The sequence below is a fragment of the Archangium minus genome, assembly GCF_044360475.1.
Lineage (GTDB): Bacteria > Myxococcota > Myxococcia > Myxococcales > Myxococcaceae > Archangium > Archangium minus.
Map to the genome: position 1 here is coordinate 4,074,411 of NZ_CP043494.1, position 20,714 is coordinate 4,095,124.

Annotated in this window: 17 protein-coding genes; 8 read left to right on the forward strand and 9 right to left on the reverse strand. The window is 67.2% G+C overall.

Translation table 11 applies throughout. The features are described from left to right. Window positions 1–50: 50 nt before the first annotated feature. The 3 genes from F0U60_RS16835 (at window position 51) to F0U60_RS16845 (ending at window position 3,849) form a co-directional block, all read left to right on the forward strand. Entirely contained in the window at window positions 51–1,340 is a 1,290-nt protein-coding gene (locus F0U60_RS16835) for a dicarboxylate/amino acid:cation symporter (protein ID WP_395820760.1), read from the forward strand. A 73-nt stretch (window positions 1,341–1,413) separates the two neighbouring features. Continuing rightward, entirely contained in the window at window positions 1,414–1,896 is a 483-nt protein-coding gene (locus F0U60_RS16840; RefSeq protein ID WP_395820763.1) for a peptidylprolyl isomerase, read from the forward strand. A 66-nt stretch (window positions 1,897–1,962) separates the two neighbouring features. After that, window positions 1,963–3,849: an OPT family oligopeptide transporter gene (locus tag F0U60_RS16845; protein WP_395820765.1), complete on the forward strand. Its 1,887-nt coding sequence runs from the start codon at window positions 1,963–1,965 to the stop codon at window positions 3,847–3,849. Between the two features lie 45 nt (window positions 3,850–3,894). On the opposite strand, the gene F0U60_RS16850 is transcribed toward F0U60_RS16845, so the two are convergent. Next, on the reverse strand, window positions 3,895–4,533 hold the full coding sequence (locus F0U60_RS16850) for a hypothetical protein (RefSeq protein ID WP_395820768.1): 639 nt from the start codon (window positions 4,531–4,533) through the stop codon (window positions 3,895–3,897). Between the two features lie 45 nt (window positions 4,534–4,578). On the opposite strand from F0U60_RS16850, the gene F0U60_RS16855 reads away from it, so the two are divergent. Continuing rightward, complete coding sequence (locus F0U60_RS16855) at window positions 4,579–5,547, forward strand: ribosomal protein L7/L12 (RefSeq protein ID WP_395820772.1); 969 nt, start codon at window positions 4,579–4,581, stop codon at window positions 5,545–5,547. A gap of 84 nt (window positions 5,548–5,631) precedes the next feature. On the opposite strand, the gene F0U60_RS16860 is transcribed toward F0U60_RS16855, so the two are convergent. After that, a complete protein-coding gene (locus F0U60_RS16860) occupies window positions 5,632–6,543 on the reverse strand; it encodes a hypothetical protein (protein ID WP_395820775.1) in 912 nt (303 codons plus the stop codon). Window positions 6,544–6,897: 354 nt separating this feature from the next. Next, window positions 6,898–7,533, reverse strand: a complete 636-nt coding sequence (locus F0U60_RS16865) for a hypothetical protein (RefSeq protein WP_395820777.1) — start codon at window positions 7,531–7,533, stop codon at window positions 6,898–6,900. A gap of 75 nt (window positions 7,534–7,608) precedes the next feature. Between F0U60_RS16865 and F0U60_RS16870 the strand changes: the two genes are divergently transcribed. Both F0U60_RS16870 and F0U60_RS16875 read left to right on the forward strand, forming a co-directional pair. Then, window positions 7,609–8,979, forward strand: a complete 1,371-nt coding sequence (locus tag F0U60_RS16870; RefSeq protein ID WP_395820780.1) for an FAD-binding oxidoreductase — start codon at window positions 7,609–7,611, stop codon at window positions 8,977–8,979. Between the two features lie 181 nt (window positions 8,980–9,160). After that, window positions 9,161–10,330, forward strand: coding sequence for a hypothetical protein (locus F0U60_RS16875; protein WP_395820783.1), 1,170 nt, complete (start codon window positions 9,161–9,163; stop codon window positions 10,328–10,330). A gap of 91 nt (window positions 10,331–10,421) precedes the next feature. Here F0U60_RS16875 and F0U60_RS16880 read toward each other — a convergent pair whose 3' ends face one another. The 4 genes from F0U60_RS16880 to fusA all read right to left on the reverse strand — a co-directional run bounded on the left by F0U60_RS16880 (window position 10,422) and on the right by fusA (window position 17,802). Further along, window positions 10,422–12,044 carry an ABC-F family ATP-binding cassette domain-containing protein gene (locus F0U60_RS16880; protein WP_395820786.1) on the reverse strand — a complete coding sequence of 541 codons (1,623 nt, stop codon included), beginning with the start codon at window positions 12,042–12,044 and terminating at the stop codon, window positions 10,422–10,424. Window positions 12,045–12,130: 86 nt separating this feature from the next. Further along, window positions 12,131–14,056, reverse strand: coding sequence for an ABC-F family ATP-binding cassette domain-containing protein (locus F0U60_RS16885; RefSeq protein ID WP_395820788.1), 1,926 nt, complete (start codon window positions 14,054–14,056; stop codon window positions 12,131–12,133). Window positions 14,057–14,101: 45 nt separating this feature from the next. Continuing rightward, window positions 14,102–15,553: a DEAD/DEAH box helicase gene (locus F0U60_RS16890; RefSeq protein ID WP_395820791.1), complete on the reverse strand. Its 1,452-nt coding sequence runs from the start codon at window positions 15,551–15,553 to the stop codon at window positions 14,102–14,104. A gap of 134 nt (window positions 15,554–15,687) precedes the next feature. Continuing rightward, on the reverse strand, window positions 15,688–17,802 hold the full coding sequence (fusA, locus tag F0U60_RS16895) for an elongation factor G (RefSeq protein ID WP_395820793.1): 2,115 nt from the start codon (window positions 17,800–17,802) through the stop codon (window positions 15,688–15,690). A gap of 323 nt (window positions 17,803–18,125) precedes the next feature. Between fusA and F0U60_RS16900 the strand changes: the two genes are divergently transcribed. Beyond that, complete coding sequence (locus tag F0U60_RS16900; RefSeq protein ID WP_395820796.1) at window positions 18,126–18,464, forward strand: hypothetical protein; 339 nt, start codon at window positions 18,126–18,128, stop codon at window positions 18,462–18,464. Here the strand turns inward: F0U60_RS16900 and F0U60_RS16905 are convergent. Further along, the gene (locus F0U60_RS16905) at window positions 18,459–19,286 is read right to left on the reverse strand and encodes a pseudouridine synthase (RefSeq protein ID WP_395820799.1); all 828 of its coding nucleotides are present in this window, start codon (window positions 19,284–19,286) and stop codon (window positions 18,459–18,461) included. The two genes, F0U60_RS16900 and F0U60_RS16905, sit on opposite strands and share 6 nt — an antisense overlap. A 27-nt stretch (window positions 19,287–19,313) precedes the next feature. Continuing rightward, on the reverse strand, window positions 19,314–19,541 hold the full coding sequence (locus F0U60_RS16910) for a hypothetical protein (RefSeq protein WP_395820802.1): 228 nt from the start codon (window positions 19,539–19,541) through the stop codon (window positions 19,314–19,316). A gap of 168 nt (window positions 19,542–19,709) precedes the next feature. Between F0U60_RS16910 and F0U60_RS16915 the strand changes: the two genes are divergently transcribed. Further along, window positions 19,710–20,699 carry a DUF1028 domain-containing protein gene (locus tag F0U60_RS16915; RefSeq protein ID WP_395820805.1) on the forward strand — a complete coding sequence of 330 codons (990 nt, stop codon included), beginning with the start codon at window positions 19,710–19,712 and terminating at the stop codon, window positions 20,697–20,699. Window positions 20,700–20,714 lie beyond the last annotated feature (15 nt).

Genomic DNA, 20,714 nt, shown 5'->3' on the forward strand with positions numbered 1-20,714 from the left:
CCTGGGCTCCAGGGGGCGTTTCCCCCAGCAACACGCGAAGAGGCACCCGGATGAAGCAGCACCAGAAGATGCTCCTGGGCATCGTCATCGGTACGGTGGCGGGAATCGCCGCCAACAGGCTGGCGGGCGGCTCGCCATGGCTCGACTGGGTGGTGACGAACATCACCTCGCTGGTGGGGCAGATCTTCCTCCGGTTGCTGCTGATGTTGGTGGTGCCACTGCTCTTCTCCGCGCTGGTGACGGGCGTGTGCGAGCTGGACCTGAAGCAGCTCGGCCGGCTGGGCCTGCGGACCATGGGCTACACCGTGGTGGTCTCCAGCATCGCGGTGCTCATCGGGCTGCTGCTGGTCAACACGCTCCAGCCGGGCGTGGGGCTGAGCGAGGAGGCGCGCGCGCTGGCGATGAAGGGCACCTCCTCGGTGAAGGCGGCCCCCTCGCCGAGCGACACCTCGGTGCCTTCTCTGATCGCCTCGATGATTCCCACCAACCCGCTGAAGGCGGCGGCGGATGGGGACATGATCGCCCTCATCGTCTTCTCGCTCATCTTCGGCCTGGGGCTCGCCCTGACGGACAACCCGGCGGTGAGGCGGCTGCGCGAGACGATCCAAGGCCTTCACGACGTGATGATGCGGCTCATCGACGGAGTGCTGAGGCTGGCGCCCATTGGCGTGGGCGCGCTGCTCTTTAGCATGATGGCGCGCCTGGGCATGGGCGTGCTGATGCAGGTGGCATCCTACGTGGGCGTGGTGCTGCTGGCGCTCGGGCTGCACATGTTCGGGGTGTACTCGCTCTCCGTGCGCTTCCTCGGGGGACGCAACCCGCTGGCCTTCTTCCGAGACTGCCGCCTGGCCATCGTCACCGCCTTCTCCACCGCGTCCTCCAGCGCCACGCTGCCCACCGCGCTGAAGGTGGCCGAGGAGAACCTCAAGCTGCCGCGCAACGTGTCGCGCTTCGTGCTCACCGCCGGCTCGGCGATGAACCAGAACGGCACCGCGCTCTTCGAGGGTGTCACCGTGCTCTTCCTGGCCCAGGTGTTCGGTGTACAGCTGAGCCTGCCGGACCAGGCCATCGTGATGTTCATCTGCGTCCTGGCGGGTATTGGCACCGCGGGTGTGCCGGCTGGCTCCATCCCCGTCATCGCGATGATCCTCGGCATGTTCAAGATTCCCCCCGAGGGGCTCGCGCTGGTGCTGGGCGTGGATCGCTTCCTCGACATGTGTCGCACCACACTCAACGTGACGGGGGACCTGGCTGCCGCCGTCTACGTCTCCCGGGGTGAGCCCGCGACGGTGTCCGACTCTGAGGGCTCCCGGCTCGAGCCCGAATCGTCCGCTTCCTGAGCTTCCAGACAGGTTCGGGGTTGCCCCGGCCCAGCAGGTGTCCCATACCCGTAGGAACAGAAGGAGCAGCCACATGAAGGTGTCCAAGGGAAGTGTCGTCTCGTTGGAGTACCGGTTGCACCTAGGGGATGGGGAGGTCATCGACCAGAGTGAGCCCGGCCAGCCGCTCGCCTACATGCATGGTCGTGGACAGATCGTCCCGGGACTCGAGGGGCAGCTCGAGGGGATGTCCGCTGGCGAGTCGAAGAAGGTGGTGGTGCCGCCTTCTCAGGGCTACGGCGAGCATGACGCACGCGGCCTCCAGGAGGTGCCCCGCGGCATGTTCCCGCCCAATGCCCAGCTCCAGCCCGGCATGAGCATCACCGCGCAGACGGCGGAGGGGGACGTCATCCCCATCACCATTCGTGAGGTGAAGGGCGAGACGGTGGTGGTGGACCTCAACCACCCACTGGCGGGCAAGACGCTCCACTTTGATGTGACGGTGCGTGAAGTGCGTGCGGCCACCGCCGAGGAAAACGAGCACGGCCACGCCCACGGGCCTGGCGGCGCTCACTGAGCGGGCACCCGAGGCGGTAATCCCCACTCGTCGGGTAGGGGGTGTTCCGATATCCTCGGGGCCCCCATGAGTCAGCCTGCCTCGCCCTCGCCTCAGCAGCTGCAGATTTCGCCCGAGTCCGCGCCCCAGCAGGGGCGCGCCACCGCGACCCAGGACCCCGAGCGCTACTGGCTCGAGAACGTCTACAAGGGTGGCGAGCGCCAGCTCACCGTGCGTGCCGTCATCGCCGGCATGGTGATCGGCGCGGTGATGTGCCTGTCCAACCTCTACGTCATCCTCAAGACGGGCTGGAGCCTGGGCGTCACCATCACCGCGTGCATCCTCGCCTTCGCCTCCTTCGGCCTGCTGCGCGGCGTGGGGTTGCTGAGGAGGGACTTCACCACGCTCGAGAATAACGCCATGGGCTCGGTGGCCTCGGCGGCGGGGTACATGACGGGCGGCGGCAACATGTCGGCTGTGCCCGCGCTGCTGATGCTCACCGGGACACTTCCTCCCTCGGGATGGCTGGTGGCGTGGTTCGCGGTGGTGTCCGCGCTGGGCGTCTTCGCCGCCATCCCCATCAAGCGGCAGCTCATCAACATCGAGCAGCTTCCGTTCCCCACGGGGACCGCCACCGCCGAGACGCTCCAGGCGCTCCACGGGCATGACGAGCGCTCGCGCGGCAAGGCGCGCTACCTGGGCATCGCGGGCTTGATCGGCGCCCTCATCGCCTTCTGGCGGGATGCCAAGGCCTCGTGGCTGGTGTGGAACCTGCCCGCGAAGCTGAGCCTGCCCTTCACCATCGGCGGCAAGCCCGCGGGGGCGTGGACGCTCTCGTTGGACCTGAGTCTGTTGCTGGTGGGCGCTGGGGCGCTGGTGAGCATCAAGACGGGCTGGTCCATGCTGCTGGGCGCGGTGCTCAACTATGGCTTCCTGGCCCCGGAGATGGTTCGCCGCGGCGTCATCCCCGAGGTGTCGTACAAGGCCATCAACACCTGGGCGCTGTGGACGGGCGCCTCGGTGCTCGTCTCCTCGGGCCTGCTGTCCTTCGCCTTCCAGTGGCGCAGCGTGGCGAAGTCCTTCAAGGCGCTCTCGGGCCTTTTCGGGAAGAAGGCCGAAGAGGAGAAGGATCCCCTCGCTGATATCGAATGTCCGCCCACCTGGTTTCCGCTGGGCTTCCTGGTGCTCGGCCCCGTGGTGGTGGCGCTACTGGCCTACCTCTTCCAGGTTCCGTGGTGGGCGGGCGTCATCGCCCTGCCGCTGTCCGTGGTGATGGGGGTCATCGCCTCGCGCGTCACGGGTGAGACGGATACCACGCCGACCAAGGCGCTTGGACCGGTGACCCAGCTCATCTACGGCGGCCTGCTGCCCGGCAACCTCACCGCCAATGTGATGAGCGCCAACGCCACGGGGGGCGTGGGCCTGCACTCGGCGGACCTGCTCACGGACCTCAAGTCCGGGTGGTTGCTGGGCGCCAACCCGCGCCAGCAGTTCTTCGCCCAGCTCTTCGGCGTGGTGGCTGGGGCGGCGGTGGTGGTGCCCGCGTTCAACCTGCTCGTGCCGAGCGCGGACGTATTGGGCACCGAGGCGTTCCCCGCCCCCTCGTCGTTGGTGTGGGCCGGCGTGTCGAAGATGCTCATGAACGGGCTGGGCATGCTGCACGTGTCCGCGCGTATCGGCGCGCTGTGCGGCCTGGTGCTGGGCGTGGCGCTGGTGCTGCTGGAGCGCTGGGCTCCGAAGAATGCGAAGCCTTTCATTCCTTCCGCGTCGGGCCTGGGCCTGGCCATCGTGATTCCGGGCTCCAGCTCCATCAGCTTCTTCCTCGGCGCGGCCATCGCCGAGTTCCTGCGCCGCAAGCAGGCGAGGCTGGCGGAGGCCACCGTGCTCCCCGTGAGCTCGGGCTTCATCGCTGGTGAGAGCCTCATGGGCATCGCCGTGGCGATGCTCAAGGCCTTCGGGATGATGCCCAAGTAGGCACCCTGCTCCGGGTGACCTGCCGCGTGACCCGGAGCCCGAGGACTACTCGGCGACATCGATGATCAGGGGAACCTTGTTCTTCTCTCGTTCATCGGGGGCGCCTGTCACCACCTTCACCTGCTGGAAGGTCCCGAGCTTGGAGACCCGCGACCGCATCTCCTCGAGCGTGCTCACCGTGCAGACCCTGTCCTGGGGGAGCGCGCTTTTCGCCGCCTGGGTGATGCGTACGGGTGACACCTTCGGGTTTCCGCCGAAGCTCACGAAGATATTGCCGATTCGAGAGGGGGCCCCGAGCTGGACGCTCAGGCGGGGCAGGGCGGTGGCGGCTCCGGTCGCCGTATCTCCCTGGTTCGTCACACGTGCTTCCGGCCAGCAGAGAGCCCGGAGCCGGCTCTCGACGAGCTGCGCCGCGAGACCCTGGCACTCCGCGAGCTCCGAGCTGCCCACCGCCTGCACGGGGAGGTCCGCGAGCACCAGATGAAGAAGGGCCGCGGGCAGCTCGTCGAGCCCGGTGACCTGGTTCGAGGCGAGTGAGGCCGTGCTCGTGGGCTGGCACTGCCTCTGAATGAAGAACGTGGTGTTGACGCGCTCGAGCACCAGCCGGGTGTTTCCCAACTGTGTACCGGTGGCACTGGCGGCCAGTGAGAGACCGAGGACGGCAAGGGGCGTGTGTCGGAACATGCGCGGGTTTTTACGCGGCGCTCGCGAGGGGGCCAATACCTCCTGGTGGAGGGGGGTGTTGCGACGTTCGGAGTGTTCGGGGTAGTGCTCGAGGAGATGATTCCGGGTCCCGAGCTCGTCATCGCATGTCCGGCCTGCAGGGCGCTGCACCGGTACGACTCGTTGAGGTCTGGCAATACTTTTGGGGCCTGGCGCTGGACGGATGGCCGGGTGGTGTCGCCGATGCTCCCAGACCGGCCGAGCATCACGCGCTGCCACCAGTGCGGCGGCTTTTTCTGGGTGTATCGGGCGGAAGAGGTGGGGTCGATCGAGAACGCTCCCCTCGACAAGTCCGTGTACGAAGTGCTCCTGGAGCAGGTGGGCGCTCGGCGAGTGGAGGTCATGGCCCGGCTGCGTGAGCACTCGAAGCAGGGGCTCGCGGAGGTCAAGGCGCTGCTCGCGCGTACTCCTGTTGTGGCGGCCCGGAATCTGTCCGAGCACGAGGCACAGAGGCTGGTGCTCTCGCTGCAAGAGGTGGGGGCTTCTGCTTCCCTGCGGAGGCAGGTCTCCGATGCCGAAGGCACGTTCGTGGAAACTCCGCCCGAGTGGATGGCCGCACCCTACGTGACGCACCTGACCGAGCAGGAGTTGTTGGCCGCGCTCGCGGCGGGGGTGGCGGAGTCCTGGGAAGAGGCCTCCTATCTGCGGATCCAGGCCTGGTGGGCCAGCAATGAGCCCTTCCGGCAGCAGGACGTGCCCTGGGTTCCCTGGGCGGAGCGCGCACCTGAAGCGCGCGAGAACCTGCGGGCGCTCGCGGACCGTCTCCCCGTGGAGGACCCGTTCGATCTCTTGATGAAGGCCGAGGCCTTCCGTGAGCTGGAGCGCTTCGAGGAGGCGATCGCGTTGCTCCGCACGAGGTTGCCAGAGGACTTCGCTCGGACGGCGGGGTTCCTCCGCGAGCTCGCCGAGCAGCGAATCGCTGAGCTGCGCCTCCTGCCTTCTACGGAGCGGCGGGAGCCGGAGCGGTCTCCTTGACGTCGACGAGCAGTGTTACCTGCTTCTGCTCGCTGGGGCAGGGGCCTGGAGGCCCCTGCCCATGAGGAAGAGTCCCTCTAGCGATTATGCGTCAGCCTCAGCCGTGGCGCGTACGGTGGGGTTGCCTGGCAGGACCGCGCGGACATAGGCCACATAGAGCTGGCCTTTGTAGGCGACGATTCGGCCAGCCTTGTGATGTTCCGAGACCCACTTGAAAACCTCCCCGAAACGGGAGCCCGGAAAGACCGCGACGAGACGCTCCTCGGGCGATTCGTTGTCCGTGACAGCCCCCGAGGGTCGGGGTTCAGGCCACTCGGGTGGCCATGAAACCGTATCGCCCGAACGCGCGCGGCGCAGAATCACTTCGACAGCCTCTGGCACATAGGTCCTGGCATCGGGCGCGTCGAAGGAAGCCATGGCGTCGAAAAGCGAGAGGAATGCGGAGGGCGTTCTGGCCCGCTCGACGACCGCGCCCGCACCCAGCGGGCCCAGGACTTCACGCTGACGCACGCGATTCTCGCGGGTCCGCCACTGAATGATGTTGCTAGGCGCTTCGGTGGCGTCGGAAACCATATAGCTTTCCTCGAGATAGGTCAGAATCTCGAGACGCTCGGGCCCGGCCAATCGTGCGTACTGCTCGGAAGACACCCTGGCCTGTTTGTACCGGGGCACCTCATCAGCCCGTGCTTCCTGCCTGTAGATGACGATGCCCGATGGGTATACCGCGAATCTCGGGGAGTGATCGACGTTCGGCGAGACCTCGATGGACCAGAGCACGAGGGTAGGAATGCCTTGTGCTCCTTCATCCCGGGACATGATCATTCTGGCGCTGGATGAGCAGCCCACGAGAACGAGACAGAGTACGAGCGAGAGCTTGGAGTCTTTCATCCAACCATTGAGCCTCATGGTCTGGAACTTGCCGTTGACGGTGGCCTCCGACAGGTCCGACTGTATATCCGCCACGTGCTTCAACTCGTGCTGCCCGACGGTCGTCATTCCCTCCCGGGACTGCGCCCAGTGCGTGGAAGTAGGTGCGGGTGAAGAGGACGTCCGGCCCGTATGGAGAGACCATGCCGATATCCATCCGCTCCAGCCACGCGAAGCCACTCAAGACATCCACTGGGCGGCCGATGTTTCTCTCTTCGGGCTCGTCTCCGCTCTCGGCGCACCGGCACGGACCGCAGCCTTCGTCTGTTGCCTCGCCGTCACAGCACGCGGCCACGTCCGCCAGGGGGCCTCCCGCGGTTACCCTGGAGGCGGGTATGGCGTCGAAAGGGCTGCAGAGTGCTTCCGGCCAACAATGCATGTGGAGCCGTCTCGCGGTGAGCGCTCGTGAGGGGCCGGGTCTCCTTACTTCGTGTTCTGGTCAGCGGGTGCCTGCTGTTTCGGGGGGGTGGGAGCCGTCTCCTTGACGTCGATGAGCAGCGTCACCTGCTTCTGCTCGCTGTCGGCTGGGCCCGGCTCGACCAGCACCTGGTGGAAGTTCCCGAGCTTGGAGACCTGCTCTCGGATGTTCTCGAGCGTCTTCGGCGTGCACGCCTTGTCCTTGGGCAGGGCACTCTTCGCCGCTTCGATGATGCGCGCGGGCGGCACCTTCGCGTCCTTCTCCTGGGTCACCCAGATGATGGTGCCGACCTGGTAACGCGCCCCGAGCTGAACGCTCAGTTGGGGCTGCGCGGTCACGCGCGCTTCGACCCAGCAGAGGGATTGAAGCCGTTTCTCGAGGAGCCGAGCCGCGACGTCCTCGCACCGCACGCGCTCTGTACTCCCCGCGGCTTGCAGGGGAAGGTTCGCGAGCACTCGCTCTCGGAGGGACGAAGACAGCTCGTCGAGTCCGGTGACTTGCTCTCGGGTGAGCGAGCCCGTGCTCGTGGGCTTGCACGGCTCCTGAATGAAGAACCTGTTGTCGACGCGCTGGAGCACCTCTCGGGTGTTGTTCTGCTGCGTGGCGCAGGCCGCCAGCGTGAAGCCGAGGAGGACGGGCATGGAGCGAGGGATCATGAGGGATGCTTGTAGCGCACCAGGGACCTCGAAGTGGGGGGCGTGGTAGCGTCGGGATCGATGAGCGTGGATCTTTTGCGTGAGCTCGCGGCTGTGCTGCCGCCGGATGCACTCGTTACCGACTCCGATGTGCTCGAGTCCCACCGCCGAGACCAGGCGGGGTGGGCTCCGGCAGGCTCGCCTCGTGTCCTCGTCCGTCCGGCCTCGACGGCCGAGGTGCAGGCCGTGCTTCGCGTCGCCTCGGCCCTCCGTGTCCCCGTGGTCGCCCGCGGCGCGGGATCGGGATTGTCGGGCGGCGCCAACGCCATGGACGGGTGCATCGTGCTCTCTCTGGTGCGGATGAACCGCATCTTGGAGATCGACCGACGAGGCCTGTTCGCTGTCGTCCAACCGGGGGTGATCAACGGCGCGCTCAAGGCGGCCGCGGCGGAGCTGGGGCTCTGGTACGCGCCGGATCCCGCGAGCTGGGAGTTCTCGACGATTGGCGGCAACCTTGCGACCAATGCTGGCGGTCTGTGTTGTGTGAAGTACGGCGTGACCGGGGATGCGGTGCTCGGGCTCGAGGCCGTCCTCGCGGATGGTTCCGTTGTCCGCACCGGTGGTCGGACGGTCAAGAACGTCGCGGGCTATGACCTCACCCGCTTGTTCGTGGGCTCCGAGGGGACGCTCGGCGTCATCACAGAGGCCACGTTGAAGCTCCGGCCGCGTCCGCCCCGGGCCACGACGCTGGTGGCTTCCTTCCCAACGCTCGTCGGGGCCGGTGCGGCGGTCACGGAGATCATGGCCGACACCCGGCCCTCGCTCCTGGAGTTGATGGACCGCACAACCGTCCGGGCCGTGGAGGCCGCCAGGCCCATGGGATTGGACGTCGAGGCCGCCGCGCTCCTGCTGGCACGCTCGGATGCTGGGGGCGAGCAGGGCGTGGCGGAGTGCGCTCGGATGGTGGCCGCCTGCGAGGCCGCCGGGGCGACATTTGTCGCGCACTCCGCTGACGAGGCCGAGGGCGAGCTGTTGATGGGCGCGCGCCGGTTCGCCTTTCCTGCGCTCGAGCGGCAAGGCTCGACGCTGCTCGATGATGTTGGGGTGCCGCTCTCGCGCATCGCGGAGCTGCTCGCGGCAGTCGAGCGGATTGCCGAGCAGCGGGGGGTGCTCATCGGCACGTTCGGACACGCGGGTGACGGGAACATGCACCCCACGCTCGTGTTCGATCAGAACGACCCGGACGCGGTGGCGCGAGCCCGAGCGGCGTTCGATGACATCCTGCGCGTGGTGCTCGACATGGGCGGGACCATCACGGGTGAGCACGGGGTCGGTTCGCTCAAGCGCCCATTCATCGCCAGCCAGCTCGGCCCCGAGGCCCACCGGCTCCACCTCGCCATCAAGGCCGCGGTGGATCCGCTTGGCATCCTCAACCCCGGCAAGCTGCTCTGATATCCCGGGCGCCATGCGAGCGCCCTCTGCGCTGCGCGCCCCATCTCCAGAGTAGGGGCTCGCGTCACATCTTTCATCCAGAGCACCAGTCTTTCTGGAGGCCCGGTATCACTGATCGCGGCCTACGGAGGGGCTCGTGTTCCCGAGGATAACGAGAGACACCCCACAAGCCGAAAGAGCCATGGCGCTGATTGCCGGTGGGGTCGTCCTGGGCGGATGCATGGCTGTGGTCTATGCCCTTCAAGCTCCGACCCTGGAGCAGTTCGCCTCCATGGTGGGGGCGACGGCCGCCTTCACAGGGGCGGCTTTGTTGGTGGGCGGGTTGCTGGGGTTTCTTTTTGGTATCCCCAGGACGCTCCAGCGAGACCTCCGCAGGGATGCTTCGCGGAACGGTGCCCATGGAGATGCATCCGCGGAGCCGTCACGAGAGCTCTCCTACCAGGCGAACACCAATCTCGAGCAGATCTCCGACTGGCTCACGAAGATCCTCGTGGGCGTTGGCCTGACGCAAACCTCCACCATCAAAGACGCCCTGTGGAGATTCTCGGAGCACACCATCTCCGCCCTGGGGGGATTCAAGAGCAACGGGCTCTTCTTCTCCGCGCTGCTCGTCTACTTCCTGGTCTCTGGTTTCCTGCTCAGCTACCTCTGGACTCGGTTGTACTTCGCCGGGGAGCTCCAGCAGGCCGATCTCGCCGCGTCCCTGGGAGGCAAGCTCAAGCAGGTCGAGAACAAGGTGAACGAGCTGGAGAATCAATCCCTCCTCGACGCCAAGGCACTGAGCCTCGTCCAACGGCAACTCAATCCAGCTCTTGATTCCTCGCCGGTGTCTCAAGAAGAGCTGAATGCCGCGCTCAAGGCCGCATCGTGCGGTGTGAGGGCGCAGAGCTTCTACCTGGCACAATCCGTCCGGCGCGAGAATTGGAGGGAGCCGGAGGACAAGCCCAAGATGGAGAGAACCATCCCCATCTTCAGGGCGCTCATCGCGGTGGATGCCGAAAACGTCGAGCACACCACCCATGCTCAGTTTGGCTTCGCGTTGAAGGATCAGAGAAAGCCCGATTGGGCAGAAGCCGAAGCCGAGCTCACCCGAGCCATCGAGATCCGAGGCGATTGGCGCGAGCGCGGTTGGCTGCTCTACGAGTTCAACAGGGCTCTCTGTCGAATCAGACTCGATCCGGGATTCAATGCCGGGAAGTCATCTGATGCAGCGGCCAGGAGCTCGATCCTCGCGGATCTCCAGGCCGCGGCGCACGACGGCGATCTTCTCCCAGTGATCGCGCAGGAACCGAGCATCCAGCAGTGGATGCTGTTGAACAGCGTCGACAACAGCACGCTCGCGAACGCGTAGCTTCTCGTATCGGGCATCTTGACGCATACCCTCACCCCGACCCTCTCCCAGGGGGAGAGGGAGGGATGGGGATGGGGATGGGGGACGAGACTCAGCTGCGCAGGCCAGGGGCCTCGTGGCCCGTGCGTGCCACGTACTCCGTGTAGCCACCGCCGTACTGGTGGACGCCCTCCGGCGTCAGCTCCAGCACCCGGTTGGACAGCGCCGCCAGGAAGTGCCGGTCGTGGCTCACGAAGAGCATCGTGCCCTCGTAGTTGGCCAGCGCCGTGATCAGCATCTGCTTCGTCGCCATGTCCAGGTGGTTGGTGGGCTCGTCCAGCACCAGGAAGTTGGGCGGATCGTAGAGCATCTGCGCCAGCACCAGTCGCGCCTTCTCTCCTCCCGAGAGCACCTTGCACTTCTTCTCGATCTCATCGCCCGAGAAGCCGAAGCACCCCGCCAGTGCCCGCAGCGAGCCCTGTGACGCGCGAGGGAACTTGTCCACCAGCGAGTCGTAGACCGTCTGCTCCGGCTTCAGCAGCTCCATGGCGTGCTGCGCGAAGTAGCCCATCTTCACGCTGCCGCCGAGCGACACCGCGCCATCGTCCGGCCGCGACTCGCCCGCGATCAGCTTGAGCAGCGTGGACTTGCCCGCGCCGTTCACGCCCATCACGCACCAGCGCTCGCCTCGCCGCACCAGGAAGTCCAGGCCGTTGTAGATGCGGCGCTTGCCGTACCCCTTCACCACCCGCTCCAGCTTCGCCACGTCGTCGCCCGAGCGCGGCGCCTGCTGGAACTCGAACACCAGCGTCTGCCGACGCTTCGGCGGCTCCACCTTCTCGATCTTCTCCAGCTTCTTCACCCGGCTCTGCACCTGCGCCGCGTGCGAGGCGCGTGCCTTGAAGCGCTCGATGAACTTCAGCTCCTTGGCGAGCATCGCCTGTTGGCGCTCGTACTGCGCCTGCTGGTGCTTGTCGTTCAGCGCCCGCTGCTGCTCGTAGAAGTTGTAGTCGCCCGTGTACGTCGTCAGCTCGCCACCGTCGATCTCGATGATCTTCGTCACGATGCGGTTCATGAACTCGCGATCGTGGCTCGTCATCAGCAGCGCGCCCTCGAAGCCCTTGAGGAACGTCTCCAGCCAGATGAGCGACTCGAGGTCCAGGTGGTTGCTGGGCTCGTCCAGCAGCATCACGTCCGGGCGCATCAGCAGGATGCGCGCGAGCGCCACGCGCATCTTCCACCCGCCCGACAGCGCCCCCACGTCCCCGTCCATCATCTCTTCGGTGAAGCCGAGGCCCGCCAGAATCTCCCGCGCCCGTCCCTCCAGCGCGTACCCGCCCAGCTCCTCGTAGCGCCCCTGCACCACGCCAAAGCGCTCCACGAGCTTCTCCATCTCGTCCATGCGCTCTGGATCCGCCATGGCCGCCTCGAGCTGCTTCAGCTCCGCCGCCACCTCGGACACCGGCCCCGCACCGTCCATCGCCTCCGCCACCGCCGTCTTGCCCGCCATCTCGCCCACGTCCTGGTCGAAGTAGCCGACCGTTACGCCGCGATCGATGGACACCTGCCCCTCGTCCGGGTGCTCCCGCTGGACGATCATCTTGAAGAGGGTGGACTTGCCCGCTCCGTTCGGACCGACCAGACCGACCTTCTCTCCCTTGTTGAGCTGCGCAGACGCCTCCACGAAGAGGATCTGCTGCCCGTGCTGCTTGCTGATGTTGTCGAGACGAATCATGGGACCTCAGATGGGGGCGGGATGACCCTCACCCCAGCCCTCTCCCAGAGGGAGAGGGGGCATTGCTCAATTGGGTTCTTGGGGGCTCAGGTTCCTGCTGCCTGGTTCTGCAGCTCCTGCCATCGCGTGTAGAGGCGATCCACCTCCGCCGCCGCCGCGTCCAGGTCCTTCTGCACCTCGGCCGCCTTCGTTCCGTTGGAGTAGACGCTGGGGTCCACGAGCTGTGCTTCCAGCTCCGCCTTGCGCGTCTCCGCGGCCTCGATCGCCGCCTCCATTCCGTCCAGCTCGCGCTGATCCTTGTACGAGAGCTTCCCCGGCTTGCGCGCCTGCTTCGGCTCGGCCACGGACGCGGGCTCAGCCTTCTTCGCCGTGGGGGAGGGAGCCGCCGCGGCGCGTGCCTCGGCCTGCTCCTTCAGCCGCCGGTACATCGCGAAGTTGCCTTCGTACCGTGTGACTTTCCCGTCGCCTTCGAAGGCCAGGATGGAGGTGGCCACCTTGTCCAGGAAGTACCGGTCGTGCGTCACCAACAGCACACTGCCGGTGAAGTTCAGCAGCAGCCCCTCGAGGATGTTCAGCGTGACGATGTCCAGGTCGTTCGTCGGCTCGTCCAGCACGAGGACGTTGGCGCCCTCGAGGAAGAGCCGCGCGAGCAGCAGTCGGTTGCGCTCGCCGCCCGACAGCGCCTTCACCTTCATCCGCTGCATGGGCACGGGGAAGAGCAGGTCGTCCAGGTAGTCGCGCAGCGCCACCCGTTGATCTCCCAGCTCCACCCAGTCGTCCCCGCGCGGCGAGGCCGCCTCGTACACCGTCTGCTCCGGGTCCAGCGAGGCGCGCGTCTGGTCGTAGTACGCCACCTTCGTGTTCTTCCCGATGACCACCTTGCCGGAGTCTGGCGGCAGCTCCCCGAGCAGCACCCGCAGGAAGGTCGTCTTCCCCACGCCGTTGGGTCCCACCAGGCCCACGCGCTCGCCGCGCTGGAGCAGCAGGTTCACGCCCTTGAGCACGTTCCGCTCGCCGTAGGACTTTTGGACGCCCTCGGCCTCGATGACGGTGTGGCCCAGCCGGGGCGCCTGCATCACCTGCAGCCCCGCCACCTTCGGCCGCTGGAAGCCCTTCTCCTCCATCAGCTTGCGTGCCCGCTCGATGCGCGCCTTGCTCTTGGTGCGCCGCGCCTCTGGGCCCTTGCGCAGCCATGCCACTTCCTGGGCAATCCAGCGCTCGCGCTTGTGCTGGGCGATGGCCGCGTTCTCCTGGGCCACCAGCTTCTGCTCTACGTACGCCTCGTAGTTGCCCGGGTACGAGATGACGCCCGCGCCGGGCTGGATCTCCACGATGCGGTCCACCAGCTCGTCCAGGAAGTAGCGATCGTGCGTCACCAGCAGCAGGGAGCCGGGCAGCTTGTCCAGCTCCTCCTCGAGCCAGTCCACCGTGTCCGCGTCCAGGTGGTTGGTGGGCTCGTCCAGCATCAGCATGTCCGGACGCGTCAGCAGCGCGCGGGCGATGGCCACCCGCTTGCGCAGACCGCCGGAGAGCTCGGCCACCGGCCGGTCCCAGTCCTTCACGCCCAGCCGGTCCAGCAGCGTCTTCGCGTGGTGCTCCGTGTCCCAGCCGCCGAGCTGCTCGATGCGGTCGGACAGCGCCGCGAGCTGCTCCATCAACTTTTCCTGGCCCTGGGTGGGGGTGGACTCCATGCGCCGGGTGAGCTCGGCCTGCGCGGCCAGTGCTTCCCTCAGCGGCCCCTGGGCCACGCTCAACTCCGAGGCCACCGTGGCACCCGGAGCGAACTCGGGCTCCTGCGGCAGGTAGGTGACGCGTGCCCCTCGGCGGAGCTGCAGCTCCCCCGCGTCCGCGCGCGCCACCCCCGCCAGGATCTTCATCAGCGAGGACTTGCCGGAGCCGTTCACTCCCACGAGGCCCACCCGCTCACCCTCTTCAATGGTGAGCGTCAGGCCCTGGAAGACGGTACGGCTGCCGAAAGAGAGTTGAACGTCGGCGGCGCGGAGCAGGGTCACGGTTGCCTCGAATGCGGTACGGAGGTTCTCGTCACGGCTGCTTCTTTACAGCCACTTGGGGGCGCGAGGCCTCTGGGAAACGGCGGGCGGTGCCGCCGGGGAGGCCGAGGCCTGCTGGTTGGCGGGACGGTCGCTCCGGGGCGGCCGCGCCGACTCCTGGCCCCTGGGGCCTCCGGCACTGCTACCGCGTCCGTTGCCACCGCGCCCACCACCGCCGCGCCGGCGGCGTCCTCCGAAGCCCTCGCGGCGCTCGCCCCGAGCCTGCTGTCCCTGCTGCCCTTGCGGCGCACGGGGGCCCTGCTGGGGCCGAGCCGCCGGAGCCGACTCAAGCGCTCCAGCCACGGGGGCAGGCAAGTTGGAGCGGTGCGGATGGGCCTCCACCACCGGCACGCGCCGGCGGATGGTGCGCTCGATGTCCTTCAGGTACGCGCGCTCCTCGGTGTCGCAGAAGGAGAGGGCGATACCCGCGGCGCCCGCCCGACCCGTGCGGCCGATGCGGTGCACGTACGTCTCGGGCACGTTGGGCAGATCGAAGTTGATGACGTGGGTGATGCCGTCGATGTCGATGCCCCGCGCCGCGATGTCCGTGGCCACCAGCACCCGGCAGGCGCCGGACTTGAAGTCCGCCAGCGCCCGCTCGCGCGCGTTCTGACTCTTGTTGCCGTGGATGGGGGCCGCGCCGATGCCCGCCGTCTCCAGCTGCTTCGCCACGCGGTTCGCCCCGTGCTTGGTGCGCGTGAAGACGAGCACCCGCTCGATGGCCTTGTCCGTCTGCAGCAGGTGGACGAGCAGGCCGCGCTTCTGCTCCTTCTCCACGAAGTACAGCCGCTGATCGATGGTCTCCGCCGTGGTGGCCACGGGCGCCACCTCGACCCGCACCGGGTTCTTCAGGATGCTGTTGGCCAGGCCCTGGATCTCCGGCGGCATGGTGGCCGAGAAGAACAGCGTCTGCCGCTGCGTGGGCAGCTTCGCGATGACGCGCTTCACGTCATGGATGAAGCCCATGTCCAGCATCCGGTCCGCCTCGTCGAGGACGAACACCTCGAGCGCCTTGTAGGACACGAAGCCCTGGTCCATCAGATCCAACAGGCGGCCCGGCGTGGCCACGAGGATGTCCACGCCGTGCTTGAGGGCCTGCTCCTGGGCGTTCTGGCCCACGCCGCCGAAGATGACGGCGCTGGTGAGGCCGGTGAAGCGCCCATAGGCGCGGATGCTGTCGCCAATCTGGGCGGCCAGCTCACGCGTGGGGCTGAGGATGAGCGAGCGGATGGGGCGGCCGCGAGCGGGCGGCGGCGGGCGGCCCACGGAGAGCCGCTGGAGGATGGGCAGCGTGAACGCCGCCGTCTTGCCGGTACCCGTCTGAGCGCAGCCGAGCACGTCCTTGCCCGCGAGCACGTGCGGGATGGCCTGGGCCTGAATGGGCGTGGGAGCGGAGTAGCCCTCGGCCTTCACGGCGCGCAGCAGGGGCTCGGCAAGCTTCAGGTCTTCAAAAGTCATGGATTCTCGTTGTGGGGGAAGTCCCCGGAGGGCCCGCGCGGGAATGAACCGCCGGGCCCGAAAAAAGCGAAGGCGCCCCCGGGGGAGGCGCCTTGCTTCAACAGCCTGGAACTGTCAGGCCGTGCAGTGCGGCATTACTTGCGCGCGGCCTGCTCGGCAGCCAGCTTCTCCTTGTACTGCGCCATCAGGGCCTCGGCCTCGTTGCGCGGCACCGGCGAGTACTTGGCGAACTCCATCGTGAACTCGCCCTTACCCTGGGTGGCCGAGCGGAGGTCCGTGGAGTAGCCGAACATGGTGTTCAGCGGCACCTCGGCCACCACCGTCACGTAACCCTCGGCCGTGCTGGACTCGAGGATGGTGCCACGGCGCTGGTTGATCTGACCGACCACGGAGCCCTGGAAGTCCTCGGGAGCCTGGACCTCCACCTTCATCATCGGCTCGAGGATGATCGGCTTGGCGGCCGCGTAGCCCTCGCGGAAGCCCATGATGGCGGCCGTCTTGAACGCCTGCTCGGACGAGTCAACCGCGTGGAACGCGCCGTCGTTGATGACCACGCGCACACCCACCACGGGGAAGCCGATGAGCGAGCCCTTCTTGATGGCCTCCTGGAAGCCCTTGTCGCACGCGGGGATGAACTCGCGGGGGATGGAGCCGCCCACGATGTCGTCCACGAACTCGTACTGCTGCACGGCGTCGGCCGGCAGGGGCTCGACGTAGCCGCACACGCGCGCGAACTGACCGGAACCACCGGTCTGCTTCTTGTGCGTGTAGGCGAACTCGCCCTTCTGGGAGATGGTCTCGCGGTAGGCCACCTGCGGCTTACCGGCCACCACCTCGCAGTTGTACTCGCGCTTCATGCGCTCGATGTAGATCTCCAGGTGCAGCTCACCCATGCCCTTGATGATCGTCTGGCCGGACTCCTCGTCACGGTTCACGCGGAAGGTGGGGTCTTCCTTGGTGAAGCGGTTGAGGGCCTTGGAGAAGTTGGCCTGGGCGTCGCGGTTCTTCGGCGCCACGGCGAGCGAGATCACCGCGTCCGGCACGAACATGGACGTCATCGTGTAGTTCACGGTGCCGTCGGTGAACGTGTCGCCGGAGGCGCACTCGACGCCGAACAGGGCGACGATGTCACCGGCACGCGCCTCGTTGATGTCGTTCATCTCGTTCGAGTGCATGCGAACGAGACGCGGGACCTTGACCTTCTTCTGGTTGGCCTGGTTGACGATGAAGTCACCCTTGCTCACCTTGCCCTGGTAGATGCGCATGTAGGTGAGCTGACCGTAGCGACCGTCCTCCAGCTTGAACGCCAGGCCCACGAAGGGCTTGTCCGGGTTGGACTCGAGGATGACCTTCGCCTCGGCGTTCTTCTGATCCAGCGCCTCGTTGGTGATCTCCGCCGGGTTGGGGAGGTAGGCGCAGATGGCGTTGAGGAGCAGCTGCACGCCCTTGTTCTTGTAGGCGGAGCCGCACATGACGGGCGTCATCTTCAGCCCGATCGTGGCGCGGCGGATGGCGGCCACGATCTGCTCGTTGGTGATGGCGGCGTCAGCCAGGAACAACTCGCCCAGCTCGTCGTCCACCTCGGCGATCTTCTCGATCATCTCCTGGCGGTCGGCCTTGGCCTTCTCCTGGAGGTCGGCGGGGATGGCCTCCTCGCGGATCTTCTCGCCGCTCTCACCGTCGAAGTAGAAGGCCTTCATCTGGATGAGGTCGACCAGACCCTGGAAGCGGTCCTCGGCGCCGATCGGAACCTGGAGGCGCACGGGGTGGTGGCTCAGCTTCTCCTTGAGCTGGGCAGCCACGCGCTCGTAGTTGGCGCCCGCGCGGTCCATCTTGTTGACGAACGCGATGCGGGGAACCTTGTAGCGCTTCATCTGCCGGTCCACCGTGATGGACTGGGACTGAACGCCGGACACAGAGCAGAGAACCAGGATGGCGCCGTCGAGCACGCGCAGGGAGCGCTCCACCTCGATGGTGAAGTCAACGTGTCCCGGGGTGTCGATCAGGTTGATGTTGTACTCGCCCCACATCGCGTACGTGGCGGCAGACTGGATCGTGATGCCCTTCTCACGCTCCAGGTCCATCGAGTCCATCTTCGCGCCAACGCCATCCTTGCCACGCACCTCGTGGATCTCGTGGATGCGGCCCGTATAGAAGAGGATGCGCTCGGAGAGCGTCGTCTTGCCCGAGTCGATATGGGCGGAGATACCGATGTTACGAACCTTTTCGATGGGAACTTGGGTGGCCACGAGAGTCGGTCCTTCTGCTGATTGAAGTCCTGCGAGAACAGGGCAGGGGGCGCCCTTACTTCCCGCTGCTTGAAGTTTCCAGCCAAATCGGCATGGAGCCGGGGAGCCGTGTACTCCCTCTTAGCCCCGAGGGGAAGCCCCCCTGGTTGCTGGGCTGCTGGAGGTGCCCTGCCTACACTTGCCGTTCATAACCATGAAGGTCCCCGAATACTTCTGTCACTCCGGGGAATTACGGAGGTAGAGGTGGGGGGCGACGCCCGGACGGCCGTCCGGCAGGCTCAAGGGGTGGAAGGGGCCCTCTCCCCCTCCCGAGGAGGATGCACATGGCGAAGCCAGCGGGTTTCGACAAGGACATCGGCTACCTGATGCCCTTCATGGACCGGGTCGCCGCCGCGGCCGGAGCGTTGCCGGATGCCAGCGCCCGCGAGGAGCTGACGCGCCTCATGGCCGAGGAGAAGGTGCGCTGGGCGCGCATCCAGCAGCTGCTCGAGGGAGCCCCGGGACGGAGCACCGCTGGCGGGGTTTCGCCCCCTGCGACGACGGTGGTTCCGCGCAACCCCGCCCAAGTGCCGGAGCCGGCTCGCGCTCGGGCCGATGGAATCAACCGGGTGGCGCCGCGCGCTGCGGGGCTTACCGTGGGCAGCTTGAAGCGGAAGTCATGAAGTCGTGACACGCGCGGAGGGCAGCGCGAAACGCAGCCCCTCGGAGATTTCAGTGTCGGTGAGGAGCCGGAAGGTGCCCTCGGGCACGTCCAGCTCCACCCCACCTACCGCCTCGCGGTGGAGGGCGCGCACCGGCAGGCCTACCGCCCCCAGCATCCGCTTCACCTGGTGGTTGCGGCCCTCGGTGACGGTCACCTCTACCGTGTGCGAATCCCTCAGCCGGACCTTCGCGGGCCGGGCCGGGCCGTCCTCCAACTGCACGCCGTGGCGCAACGGCTCCACCTTCGCCTCGTCCGCCTCGCTGAATACCGTGGCCACGTAGCGCTTGGTGAGGTGCGTCTCGGGCGACGTCACGTGCGTGACGAGCTTGTCATCATTGGTGAAGAGGAGCAGCCCGGTGGTGCCCCGGTCCAGCCGGCCCACGGCGTGCCAGGTGAAGCCGGCCAGCTCCGGCGGCAGCTGGGGCAGGAGCACCTCATAGACGGTGCCCACCCCGTGCTGGCCTACCGTGGAGGTGAGGAGCTCCGCCGGCTTGTGGAAGGCCAACACCCGGGTGGGGGCCTCGAGCGAGATGGGCACTCCGTCCAGGCGCAGGCTGGCGCCTGGGGGCACCGGGGCCAGGGGGTGCTTCACCACCTTGCCGTTCACGGTGACACGGCCGGCCTGGATGGCGTCCTCCGCTTCATCCTGCGGCAGCACCCCGGCCCGCGCGAGCGCGCGTGACAGCCAATCTGGCTTGGCCTTGCCCTCCCATCGCCCGGGGTGGGCGTGCTTGGAAGGGGAGGGCGAGGGCCGACGGGGGGGTGGTGGCTTACGGGGCATGCTCCGAGCCACTGTAACGGCCGCGAGTCAGTGCCGCGAGGGTTCGTCGAACGCACCACCCTCGGCCGAGCCGGGCGTTGGGCCGGGCTCGTCCTGGGGCATCCGCCGCTCCTCACGCTCGGTGCCCTCGGCGGCGTTGGGCGTGCGCCTGGGACCGTTCTCCTTCTCCGCGGGAGCTTCTCGGTTGGGGCGGTTCTCCGGGGTGTCATCCGCCGTGTCGCTGATGGACATCCGCTCGTAGGGCATGTGCTTCATGGTTTCGCTCCTTCCAGCGTGGAATCTCCGAAGAAGGTAGGGACCTGGAGCGCACATCACTGGGGGGGCTTCCAGGTCGCCCGCTGGACGGTCGGGGGACGGAGAGCGCTTGCGGCTGGATGCCCGCTCGCCCAGGCTCCCCCGGCCCGTTCCTTAGGAGGCTCCCTGGTGCGTTCCATCCTGTTGCTTGTCCTGCTTGCCCTACCGACGCTCGCTGCTGAACCCATTCCCACTCCGGCCCCGCCTCCCAAGCGGCCCGTCCACACCTATTCCATCGTCGCGAGAGATCCCGACACGGGAGAGCTGGGTGTGGCCGTGCAGTCGCACTGGTTCTCGGTGGGAGCGACGGTGCCCTGGGCGGAAGCGGGCGTGGGTGCCGTGGCCACCCAGTCCTTTGTGGATCCGTCCTACGGGAAGCTCGGCCTGGAGTTGATGCGGGTGGGCCGTAGCGGCCCCGAGGCGCTCGCCGGGCTGCTGGCCGCGGACTCCGCGAGCCAGGTGCGGCAGGTGGCGATGATCGACGCGAAAGGCCGGGTGGCGGCGCACACGGGAGCCAAGTGCGTCGCGGCAGCGGGCCACATCGTGGGTGAGAACTTCTCCGTGCAGGCGAACATGATGGAGAAGGACACCGTGTGGCCGGCGATGGCCAAGGCCTTCCGGGAGACGAAGGGCGACCTGGCCGAGCGGATGCTGGTAGCGCTCGAAGCGGCGGAGGCGCAGGGAGGTGACATCCGGGGCAAGCAGTCGGCGGGGCTCATCGTGGTGTCGGGCAAGGCCTCGGGACGTCCCTGGATGGACCGCAAGTTCGACCTGCGAGTGGATGATCACCCTGCACCGCTGAAAGAGCTGCGCCGGCTGGTGACACTGCAGCGCGCCTACAACCTGATGAACGAGGGAGACCTGGCCATCGAGCGCAACGACACGGAGGGGGCGCTGAAGGCCTACTCGGCAGCGGAGGCGCTGGTGCCGGGCAACGCGGAGATGGTGTTCTGGCACGCGGTGTCGCTCGTCAACGTGGGCAAGGTGGACGAGGCACTGCCGCTCCTCCAGAAGACGTACAAGGCGGACGCGCGCTGGAAGGAGCTGCTCAAGAGGCTGCCGAAGTCGGGGCTGTTGCCGGAGGACCCGAAGCTGATGAATCGGCTGCTGGGGCGCTGAGCCACCCTCTCCCTC